Origin of the sequence: Nocardioides sp. (assembly GCF_036274455.1) — a bacterium.
Classification (GTDB): domain Bacteria; phylum Actinomycetota; class Actinomycetes; order Propionibacteriales; family Nocardioidaceae; genus Nocardioides.
In genome coordinates this window covers 1-10151 of record NZ_DASUFR010000211.1, presented here as the reverse complement: position 1 = coordinate 10151, position 10151 = coordinate 1, and the positions used below count along the sequence as shown (strand labels likewise).

Annotated in this window: 13 protein-coding genes; 7 read left to right on the top strand and 6 right to left on the bottom strand. The window is 71.8% G+C overall.

What is annotated here, in order from left to right:
- On the top strand, nucleotides 1-281 hold a 281-nt coding region (locus VFV89_RS20310; protein WP_329707794.1), incomplete at its 5' end, for a protealysin inhibitor emfourin.
- Between the two features lie 73 nt (nucleotides 282-354).
- Here the strand turns inward: VFV89_RS20310 and VFV89_RS20305 are convergent.
- Nucleotides 355-1062 carry an aspartate/glutamate racemase family protein gene (locus tag VFV89_RS20305; RefSeq protein WP_329707793.1) on the bottom strand — a complete coding sequence of 236 codons (708 nt, stop codon included), beginning with the start codon at nucleotides 1060-1062 and terminating at the stop codon, nucleotides 355-357.
- Between the two features lie 33 nt (nucleotides 1063-1095).
- Nucleotides 1096-1875 carry an SDR family NAD(P)-dependent oxidoreductase gene (locus tag VFV89_RS20300; RefSeq protein WP_329707792.1) on the bottom strand — a complete coding sequence of 260 codons (780 nt, stop codon included), beginning with the start codon at nucleotides 1873-1875 and terminating at the stop codon, nucleotides 1096-1098.
- A 31-nt stretch (nucleotides 1876-1906) separates the two neighbouring features.
- Between VFV89_RS20300 and VFV89_RS20295 the strand changes: the two genes are divergently transcribed.
- From VFV89_RS20295 to VFV89_RS20285, 3 genes are all read left to right on the top strand, one after another.
- Nucleotides 1907-2302, top strand: coding sequence for a hypothetical protein (locus VFV89_RS20295; RefSeq protein ID WP_329707791.1), 396 nt, complete (start codon nucleotides 1907-1909; stop codon nucleotides 2300-2302).
- 129 nt (nucleotides 2303-2431) lie between these two features.
- A complete protein-coding gene (mshA, locus tag VFV89_RS20290; protein WP_414690414.1) occupies nucleotides 2432-3667 on the top strand; it encodes a D-inositol-3-phosphate glycosyltransferase in 1236 nt (411 codons plus the stop codon).
- Nucleotides 3664-4167 carry a YbjN domain-containing protein gene (locus VFV89_RS20285; protein ID WP_329707789.1) on the top strand — a complete coding sequence of 168 codons (504 nt, stop codon included), beginning with the start codon at nucleotides 3664-3666 and terminating at the stop codon, nucleotides 4165-4167. The genes mshA and VFV89_RS20285 overlap by 4 nt, the downstream gene beginning before the upstream one ends.
- On the opposite strand, the gene VFV89_RS20280 is transcribed toward VFV89_RS20285, so the two are convergent.
- Nucleotides 4150-4500 (bottom strand): DUF1304 domain-containing protein, encoded by a 351-nt coding sequence (locus VFV89_RS20280; RefSeq protein WP_329707788.1) that lies wholly within the window; start codon nucleotides 4498-4500, stop codon nucleotides 4150-4152. The genes VFV89_RS20285 and VFV89_RS20280 overlap by 18 nt on opposite strands.
- A gap of 13 nt (nucleotides 4501-4513) precedes the next feature.
- Nucleotides 4514-5464, bottom strand: a complete 951-nt coding sequence (locus tag VFV89_RS20275; protein ID WP_329707787.1) for a DMT family transporter — start codon at nucleotides 5462-5464, stop codon at nucleotides 4514-4516.
- 137 nt (nucleotides 5465-5601) lie between these two features.
- Between VFV89_RS20275 and VFV89_RS20270 the strand changes: the two genes are divergently transcribed.
- From VFV89_RS20270 to VFV89_RS20260, 3 genes are all read left to right on the top strand, one after another.
- Nucleotides 5602-6267, top strand: coding sequence for a maleylpyruvate isomerase N-terminal domain-containing protein (locus tag VFV89_RS20270; protein ID WP_329707786.1), 666 nt, complete (start codon nucleotides 5602-5604; stop codon nucleotides 6265-6267).
- Between the two features lie 67 nt (nucleotides 6268-6334).
- Nucleotides 6335-7759: an MFS transporter gene (locus tag VFV89_RS20265; protein WP_329707785.1), complete on the top strand. Its 1425-nt coding sequence runs from the start codon at nucleotides 6335-6337 to the stop codon at nucleotides 7757-7759.
- Entirely contained in the window at nucleotides 7734-8339 is a 606-nt protein-coding gene (locus tag VFV89_RS20260; protein WP_329707784.1) for a TetR family transcriptional regulator, read from the top strand. The genes VFV89_RS20265 and VFV89_RS20260 overlap by 26 nt, the downstream gene beginning before the upstream one ends.
- A gap of 91 nt (nucleotides 8340-8430) precedes the next feature.
- Here the strand turns inward: VFV89_RS20260 and VFV89_RS20255 are convergent, their stop codons facing one another.
- A complete protein-coding gene (locus VFV89_RS20255; RefSeq protein WP_329707783.1) occupies nucleotides 8431-9108 on the bottom strand; it encodes a response regulator transcription factor in 678 nt (225 codons plus the stop codon).
- On the bottom strand, nucleotides 9105-10151 hold a 1047-nt coding region (locus VFV89_RS20250), incomplete at its 5' end, for a sensor histidine kinase (RefSeq protein ID WP_329707782.1). The genes VFV89_RS20255 and VFV89_RS20250, both read right to left, overlap by 4 nt.

The following is a 10151-nucleotide window of genomic DNA, read 5'->3' as shown; positions in this document are numbered from 1 at the left end:
CTGCGACGGGTGCGCCGACCCGGACCGTCAGCGTGCGGCGTTCCGGTGGCTTCGCCGGGCTGACCGCCGACGGCTCGGTCGACCTCGACACCGCCGACGCCCGGGCGAGCGAGCTGCAGCAGCTGGTGGACCGGATCGACCTGCGCGAGGTCCCCGGCGGCATCCCCAAGCCGGACATGTACATCTACGACTTCGACCTCTGCGGCGACTACGCCACCGTCCCCGAGCAGCACCTCACTGACGACCTCCGTCGCGTCGCCGAGCTGGTGCTGGGCGGCTGACCCCGGCCCGCCGCGATACTCCGTGACGTAATGGCTGGCCGAACACCGTTCTCCACAGCCATTTCGTCACGGACTACCCCAGCGCGCGGTCCAGGGCCGCTTCCACGTGCAGGGTCGTGCACGGGAAGACCGGGAGGTCGACGTCGGCCTGGTGGATGAGGAGCTCGAGCTCGGTGCAGCCGAGCAGGACACCCTCGGCGCCGGCGTCCCAGAGCTGGTGGATCAGCTGCACCACCCTGCTGCGGGTGCGGTCGAGGACGGCGCCGTGCACGAGCTCCTCATAGATCGCGGTGTTGAGCCAGTCGTGCTCCGAGGCCGGTGGCACGAGCACCTCGAGGCCGTGGCCGGCCATCCGGTCGGTGAAGAAGCCGTCGGACATCGCCACGGTGGTGCCGATGAAGGCGAGCCTCTTCACGCCGGCGGCGATGCACGCGTCGGCCACCACGTCGGCCAGGTGGAGCAGCGGGATGTCCACCGCGGCGGCGACCTGGTCGGCGACCTTGTGGAACGTCGTCGTGCACAGCAGCAGGAAGTCCGCACCGCCCCGCTCGACGCTGCGGCCGGCATCGGCCAGCAGCGCCCCGATCTGGTCCCAGCGCTCGGCGTCCTCGAGCTCGGTCAGCTCGGCGAAGTCGACGGTGCTCATCACCAGCTTGGGCGAGGCGAGCCCACCGAGCCGCTTGCGCACGCCGAGGTTGAGGTCCCGGTAGTAGACCGCGCTGCTCTCCCAGCTCATCCCGCCGACCAGGCCGATGGTCTTCATGTCGCTGTGCGAGGCCATGGGCTCACTCTTCCACGCCGGCTCGGAGTGCACTCACTCCGACGAGGGCTCGCGGTGCACCTTGTGCTGCGCCGCCTGTCGCCGGGGCCGGATGACCAGCTCGTCGACGTTGACGTGGGCGGGCCGGGTGGCCATCCAGGTGATCGCATCGGCGATGTCGTCGGCGGTGAGGGGATCGGGTACGCCGCGGTAGACCGCCTCGGCCTTCTCCTGGTCGCCGGCGAACCTGACCAGCGCGAACTCGTCGGTCTTCACCATCCCCGGCGCGATCTCGCAGACCCGCACCGGCTGGTCCCAGAGCTCGAGCCGGAGGGTCTCGGTCACGACCTTGGTGCCGTGCTTGGCCGCGGTGTAGCCGGCGCCGCCCTCGTAGGCGATCCGGCCGGCGGTCGACCCGACGTTGAGGATCATGCCGTCGCCGCTCGCGATCAGGGCGGGCAGCAGGGCCCGGGTCACCTGCTGGAGCCCGATCACGTTGACGTCGTACATCCGGCGCCAGTCGTCGGGGTCGGCCTGGCCGACCGGGTCGGCGCCGAACGCGCCGCCGGCGTTGTTGACCAGCAGGTTCAGGCTCGGCCCGACTGCGTCGGCCAGTACGGCGACCGACCCCGCGTCGGTGACGTCGCAGGTGACGGGCGTCCCATCGATCGCGTCGGCGAGCTCCGCGACGCGGTCCGCTCGGCGAGCCGCGCAGAACACGTGGAAGCCCGCTCCGGCGAGCATCCGGGCCGTTGCCGCGCCGATGCCGCTGCTCGCCCCGGTCACCACCGCGGTCCGGCTCTGGTGGGACGGGCTCGGGGGACTCTCGGTCATGGCCGACATTGTGGTGGCAGACTCTTCGGTCGTGACAGCGACCACCCTCGTCCGGCTCGCCGGGGTCGCGGGGGGCCTGTGCTGGATCGCGCAGGCCCTGCTCGACAACGGCGACGGCCCTGCCTCCGTGATCGACGCGCTGCACTACGGCGGGCTGGTGCTGCTGGTCATCGCCCTGCTCGGCATCGGCGCCGGCCTGGTGACCGGGCTCGTCGCGCTGCGCGTGGTGGTGGCGCTCTGCCTCGTGGCGCTGGCCTGGGCGGTGACCTCCTTCCTCCACAACCAGTACTCCGACCGCGCGGTCGACGGCGTCCTCGGGGCGCTGATGGTCGTCTACTGCGTGGCCGGCATCCTGGCCCGCCGCGGCCACGAGGACGACGGCGAAGCACGTTCGGCGCACCGGTCCCGGGGCTCGCACGCCGCCTGACGCAGAGCTCCCGCCCACCGCGGCCGGGAATGACCTGGGGCACCGGCTGGTTCAGGTCCTGGGGCAGTACGCCCCCACCGGCACTCGGTCTCCAGGAGGTAGTGCGTGGATCCGCTCGAGCGGTTGGCGATGATCAGCCTGCACACCTCGCCCCTCGACCAGCCGGGGACCGGCGACGCGGGTGGGATGAACGTCTACGTCATCGAGCTGGCCAAGCGGCTGGCCCGGCGCGGCGTCGCCGTCGACATCTTCACCCGCTCGACCAGCTCGGTCCTCGATCCCATCGTCGAGGCCGGGGACGGCGTCACGGTCAGGCACATCCACGCCGGCCCGTTCGAGGGGCTGACCAAGCAGGAGCTGCCCGCCCAGCTCTGCGTCTTCGCCCGCGAGGTGCTGCGGACCGAGGCGGCCCAGCCCGTCGGCCACTACGACCTCGTGCACAGCCACTACTGGCTCTCGGGGCAGGTCGGCGCGCTGGCGCGCGACCGCTGGGGCGTCCCCCTCGTGCACTCCATGCACACGATGGCCAAGGTCAAGAACGACGCGATGGCCGACGGTGACACCCCCGAGCCCGCGGCGCGGGTGATCGGCGAGGAGCAGGTGGTCGAGGCCGCCGACCGGCTGATCGCCAGCACCGACACCGAGGCCAAGCAGCTCATCGAGCTCTACGACGCCGACCCCGGCCGGGTCGATGTCGTACACCCCGGCGTCGACCTCGACGTGTTCCGCCCGGTCCCGGAAGCCGCGGCCCGGGCGGCGCTCGGGCTGCCGGTGGACGCCGACGTACTCCTCTTCGCCGGCCGGATCCAGCCGCTGAAGGCCCCGGACGTCCTGCTCCGCGCGGTGGCCGCACTGCTCGCGCGCGAGCCCGGCCGCCGCTCCCGGACCGTCGTGCCGATCGTCGGGGGCCCCTCCGGGTCGGGCCTGGACAAGCCGCAGGCCCTCGCCGACCTCGCGGCCGAGCTCGGCCTCACCGACGTTGTCCGCTTCGTGCCGCCGGTCTCCCAGGCCGAGCTGGTCCAGTGGTACGCCGCCGCGACGCTGGTCGCGGTGCCGTCCTACAACGAGTCCTTCGGGCTGGTCGCCGTGGAGGCCGAGGCGACCGGCACCCCGGTCGTGGCCGCGGCCGTCGGCGGCCTGACCACGGCCGTCCGCGACGGGCACAGCGGCCTGCTCGTCCCGACCCACCGCACCGAGGACTGGGCCGACGCGCTGCACCGGGTCCTCGCCGACGACGCGCTGCGCGGCCGGCTCGAGGCCGGCGCCCGCCGGCAGGCCGCGCTGTTCTCGTGGGACGCCACCGCCGAGGCCACCCTCGAGGTCTACGACCGCGCCCGGGCCTCGCTTGCTACAACGGTGGTGTGACGGACGGCGCGGAGCGGCTGCGGGCCTACCTCGAGGCGAACGGCATCGACTACGACGAGCCGCAGCCCGGACAGTTCTCCTTCGCGCTGCCCGGCGAGAAGAAGCTGCAGACCCCCGTCCGGCTCGACGTCGGGAAGCACGCGCTCGGCGTACACGCCTTCGTCTGCCGCCGACCGGACGAGAACCACGAGCGCGTCTATGCATGGCTGCTGCAGCGCAACCTCAAGCTGTACGGCATCGCCTTCGCGATCGACCGGCTCGGTGACATCTACCTCGACTGCCGGCTGCCGCTGTCGGTGCTCGAGGACGACGACGAGCTCGACCGGCTGCTCGGTGCGGTGCTCACCACCGCCGACGAGTCGTTCAACCCGATCCTGGAGCTCGGCTTCGCCTCCTCCATCCGCAAGGAGTGGGAGTGGCGCAACCTGCGCGGTGAGTCGACCCGCAACCTCGAGGCCTTCCGAGGCTGGCTGGAGGCAGGCTCAGGAGACGAGGACTAGGACGAACCCGACCAGCGCGGGCAGCGCCTGCACCAGCAGGATCCGGCGGCTCACGGTCACCGCGCCGTACGCCCCGGCCACGATGACGCAGGCGAGGAAGAACAGCTTGACCTCGTCGCGGTCGGACACCAGCCCCCACACCAGTCCTGCCGCCAGGAAGCCGTTGTAGAGCCCCTGGTTGGCGGCGAGGGTCCTGCTCTCCGCGGCGAAGGCGGGCTCGAGCCCGAAGGTGCGGTGCCCGGTCGGGGTGTCCCAGAGGAACATCTCGAGCACCAGGAAGTAGACGTGCAGCGCCGCGACCAGGCCGACGACCACGTCCGCGACGATGTCCACGCAGCGGATCTTGTCAGGAGACCGGCGCGGGCGTCTCCTTCGCGAGGGTGCGGGGCTTGCGCCGGGCCACGGCGACGCCGACCAGCGCGAGGACACCACCGACGTAGGCCATCGTGGGCGGCGTCTCGTCGAGGAACAGCCAGCCCATCACGATCGTGATCGGCGGGACGAGGTAGGTGGTCACGCCGAGGTTGCTGGCCGACATGTGGCGCAGCGCGTAGGCGAAGGTCGTGAACGCGATCGCGGTCGGGAAGACACCGAGGTAGACCACCCACCAGACGTCGGAGGCCGAGGCGTCCCGGGTGTCGTCGACCAGGCGGCCGGCGAACGGCAGGCACACGATCGCACCGATGGTGCAGGCCAGCCAGGTCACGTGGATGGCGGGCAGCCGGGCCACAAGCGGCTTCTGGAGCACCAGGCTGATCGAGTAGGCGACCGCGGCGACCAGGCACAGCACGACGCCGAGCACGCTGCGGTCACCGCTGGAGTCGCCGGAGGCGGTGGCGATCAGCCCGACGCCGGCGAAGGCGAGCGCCAGCCCGAGCCCGAGGTAGAGCGTGAACCTCTCGTGGAGGAACGTCGCGGCCAGCAGCGCCACCAGCACCGGGGAGACCTGGATCAGCATCACCGCCGTGCCGGCGTCGACGTGCTGCTCGCCGGCGTTGAGCGCGACGTTGTAGACCCCGAACCAGAGCACGCCGATGGCGATGATCGAGAACCACTGGCGCCCGGTGGGCCTCGGCAGACCGCGGCCCACCGCGACGACGCCCAGGCAGATCGCGCCGACCACGAGCCGACCGAGCGAGAGCGAGCCGGGGGAGAACGTGCCCGCGAGGTGGCGGATGGCCACGAACGCGGACGCCCACAGCAGCAGGGTCACACCGACGGCTGCGAGGGGCAGCCAGGCCGGCACGGAGGATGCGTCGGGCTCGATCGCCTCCTCGGCTGGAGTGGTCGCGGTCACGGGTCCAAGCCTAGGTACGGGCACCGACAGAGCACACGCGGATATCGGACCTCTGAGCACGACTTCCGGCCACGGTCTCCGGCCACCGTTCCTGGCGACCGTTTCCGGCCGTCGTCGGGTGCCCGCAGGATGGGACCGTGACCGACAGGCTGCCCGGCCTCCTGATCCAGCTCTACGCCGCCGAGGCGGACGCCGTCCGAGGGCGGCCCGAGGCCGACTTCCACCGTCCGACCAGGACCGACTGGACGGTTCGTGAGCTGCTGTTCCACCAGCTGCTCGACGCCCAGCGGACGCTGGTCGCCCTGGCGTCGCCGGCGGTGCCCGGGAAGGAGCCCGACGTCGACTCGGTGACCTACTGGCGGCCGTTCTTCCCGGACTCGGAGTGGAACCAGCCGCATGCCGAGTTCGTCCGGGTGGCCGCCTCGGCGTACCCCTCGGGCGCGGTCCTCGTCGACCACTTCGCCACCACGGTCGACGCGGCCGGCCGCGCGGTGGCCGCGGCCGACCCGGCGTCGCGGGTCCGGACCCAGGGCCACGTGATCACCGTGGCCGATCTCGCCTCGACCTTGGTGGTCGAGGCGACCACGCACCTGCTCGACCTGACCGTCGACCTCGCCGGCGCGCCGCGGCCGCCGGTGGCGGCGCTGGCCGAGGCGCGTCGGGTGCTCGAGGGGCTCAACGGCGCTCCGCTGCCCGACCGCTGGGACGACGTCGAGGCCGTGCTCAAGGGCACGGGCCGGAGTCCGCTGACGACGCGGGAGCGGGCCGTGCTGGGGGACGAGTGGCGGCCCCTCCTGGGCTGAGGTTGGACGCCGTACAATCTGACAGTTACTATCAAAATAGAGTAACCACCAGATTGGAGTGACTGTCATGACCGAGCCCTCCGGGCGCTGGTGGGCGCTGGGGGCGACCGCCCTGTCCCTTCTCGTGGTCGGTCTCGACATGACCGTCCTCAACGTGGCGCTGCCCGACATCGCCACCGACCTGCACGCCTCGACCTCGCAACTGCAGTGGTTCGCCGACTCCTATCTCCTGGTCCTGGCCGCCGTCCTCCTCCCTGCCGGGATGCTCGGTGACCGGATGGGCCGCAAGGGGCTCACGATCGGGGCGCTGCTCATCTTCGCCGCCGGCTCCCTGTGGTGCGCCTACGCGGACAGCCCCGCCTCCCTGATCGCAGCCCGGTGCGTGCTGGGGCTCGGCGCCGCGACCCTGATCCCGCTGGCCATGTCGGCGGTGGTCGTCATGTTCGAGCCGCACGAGCGGCCCAAGGCGGTCCTGGTGATGAGCCTGTCCACGATGGTCGGACTGCCGCTCGGCCCGATCGTCGGAGGGGCGCTGCTCCAGTCGTTCTGGTGGGGGTCGGTCTTCGTCGTCAACGTCCCGGTGATCGCCCTCGCGCTGGTCGCGGTGGCGAGGTTCCTGCCCTCGGGACGGGTGGAGCAGGAGAGCCGCGGCTTCGACGGGCCCGGCGTGGTCCTCGCGGCGACCGGGCTGGTCGCGCTGACCTACGGGGTGATCGAGGGCCCGAACCGCGGCTGGACCGACCCGGTGATCCTGGGCTGCCTGGCGGGGAGCCTGCTCCTGCTCGCGGCGTTCCTCGTCTGGGAGCGGCGGCTCACCGGTGCGATCCCGGTCTTCGACTACGCGGTGTGGGCGCTCCCGGCGTTCCGGTGGGGCTCGATCACGGCCACGGTCGCCAGCATGTCGCTGTTCGGCGTCTTCTTCACCCTCCCGCAGTACTACCGGCTGGTGCTCGGTGCCGACGCCCTGGGCACCGGGCTGCGCACGCTCCCGATGGTCATCGGGATGCTCGTCGCGATGCAGCTGTCGAACCGGTTCGGGAGCCGGGTCCCCGCCGCGCCGCTCGCGGCGGTCGGGTCACTGCTGGTCGCGGCCGGCATGGCCTACGGCGCGACCACCGGGCTGGACGACGGCTTCGGCAGGGCCTCGGTCTGGACGGCCGTGGTCGGGCTCGGCTTCGGTGCCGCGCTCTTCGCGGCGCAGACGGCAGCGCTGGTCAGCCTGCCCCGGACCCGCGCCGGCGTCGGCTCGGCGCTGGTGCAGACCCTGCGTCAGGTCGGCAGCGTGCTCGGCGTCGCGGTGCTCGGCGCGGCGCTCAACGCTCGCTACTCGGGCGTCGGTGACAGCCCGGAGCACTTCGTCGAGGGCATGGACCTCGCTCTGTGGATCTCCGTCGGGGTCGCGATCCTCGGCGCCGCGATCGCCGCGGTGAAGCTGCCCCGGAAGCCGCACGAGGCAGAATCGGAGCGTGTCGACCTCGCCCGGGCTGCGTGAGCGCAAGAAGGCGCGGACCCGCGCGACCATCCAGCGCGAGGCGCTCAAGCTGTTCCAGCGCAACGGGTACGCCGCCACGTCGGTCGAGGCCATCGCCGCCGCGGCCGAGGTCTCGCCGAGCACGTTCTTCCGCTACTTCCCGACCAAGGAGGACGTGGTCCTCTCCGACTTCGTCGACGAGACGACGATCGAGAGGTTCGTGGAGGCGCCGCCGGAGCTGTCGCTCACCGAGGCTCTCACCTACGCCGTACGCACCGGGATCGCGTCGCTGCCCGAGGAGGACTTCGAGCTCGAGCACCTGCGCAACCGCCTGATCCGCGAGGTGCCCGAGCTCCGCCGCGGCTTGCTGGCCGAGATGATGCGGCCGATGGAGCTGCTCGCCGATGGGATCGGCCGGCGGCTCGGGCGGGAGGTCGACGACGACGTCCGGATGTACGCCGGCGCCGCCATCGGCGCCCTCACGCTGCTGGAGCCGAGCTACCACGACGTGAAGGACGCCGACCCGCGCGCCCTCCTCGACGACATCGTCGAGCGCACCAAGCGGCTGGAGCGCATCCTGGTGCTGCCCGACCCGGACTGAGCATGTAACTCTGTGTTACGACCACTAGGTCGGTGTTCTACCACCGTCATAGTGGTCGTAACACAGAGTTACAAGCGGCGGGCGGCCCGGGTCAGAGGTCCAGCTTGTAGCCCAGGCCGCGCACGGTCACGAGGTACTTCGGCTCGCTCGGGTCCGGCTCGAGCTTGGCCCGCAGCCTCTTGACGTGCACGTCGAGGGTCTTGGTGTCGCCGACGTAGTCCGAGCCCCAGACCCGGTCGATCAGCTGGCCGCGGGTCAGCACCCGGCCCGGGTTGCGCAGGAACATCTCGAGCAGCTCGAACTCCTTGAGCGGCAGCTTGGTGTCCTCGCCGTTCACCGTGACGGTGTGCCGCTCGACGTCCATGCGCACCGGGCCGGCCTCGAGCGTCGCAGGGGCGAGCTCGACCTCCTGGCCGCGGCGCAGCACGGCGCGGATCCGGGCCACCAGCTCGCGCGGGGCGTAGGGCTTGGTGACGTAGTCGTCGGCGCCCAGCTCGAGGCCGACCACCTTGTCGACCTCGGAGTCCTTCGCGCTGACCATGATCACCGGCACGTTGGAGGTCTGCCGGATCCGCCTGCAGACCTCGGTGCCGGGCATGCCGGGGAGCATCAGGTCGAGCAGCACGATGTCGGCGCCGGCCTTCTCGAACTCCGCGATCGCGTCGGGCCCGGTGGCGGCCATCGAGACCTCGAACCCTTCCTTGCGGAGCATGTAGGCCAACGCATCGCTGTAGGACTCCTCGTCCTCGACGACGAGCACTCGGGTCACGGGTTTGCCTCCAGGTAGGTGGTGCTGGTGTCAGAAGGTGCCGGGTCGGACGTCGTACGGCGGGGCAGCGACAGGGTGAACGTCGACCCCTGGCCCTCGACCGACCACACGGACACGTCGCCGCCGTGCGAGGCGGCGACGTGCTTGACGATCGAGAGGCCCAGGCCGGTGCCGCCGGTCGACCGGTGCCGGGCCGGGTCGACCCGGTAGAACCGCTCGAAGATCCGGTCGATCTCGTCGGCGGGGATGCCGATGCCCTGGTCGGTCACGGCGATGTCGACGCGCAGGTCGTCCGGCCTGGCCGCGACGACGACCCGGCTGTTGTCGGGGGAGTAGGCGACGGCGTTGGAGACCAGGTTGCTCAGGGCCAGGGCGATCTCGTCGGTGCTCCCGAGCACCTCGAGGCCCCGCTCGCCGTCCTGCACCAGGTCGATCCCGCGCGAGGCGGCATCGATCGAGCTCTGGTCGAGGGCGCGCGCCACGACGTCGTCGACCTGGACTGGCTTCGGGACGTCGAGCGGGTCGTCGCCCTGGAGCCGGGACAGCTCGATGATCTGCTGCACCAGGCGGGTCAGCCGTGCGCTCTCGGTCTGCATCCGCCCGGCGAACCGGGTCACCGCCTCCGGGTCGTCGGCCGCCTCCTGGACGGCCTCGGCGAGGAGGTTGAGCGCGCCGACCGGCGTCTTCAGCTCGTGGGACACGTTGGCGACGAAGTCGCGCCGGATCGACTCGATGCGGCGCTCGCGGGTGCGGTCCTCGAGCAGCGCGAGCACGAGCCGGCTGTTCAGCGGGGCGATGCGGGCGGTGACGTGCAGCGGTGGCCCTGCCGGCCGGCGCAGGGTCAGCTCGGTCTCGCGGATCTGGCCGTCACGGCGTACCTGCCGGACCAGGTCCGCGAGGTCGTCGCTGGTCAGCGAGCTCCCGCTGACCAGGCCGAGGGCGTACGTCGGCGCCGAGGCCTTGAGCACCTGGTCGTTCTCGTCGACGACGACCGCGCTGGAGCGGAGCACCCCCAGGACGGTGGCGACACCGGGCGGGAGAAC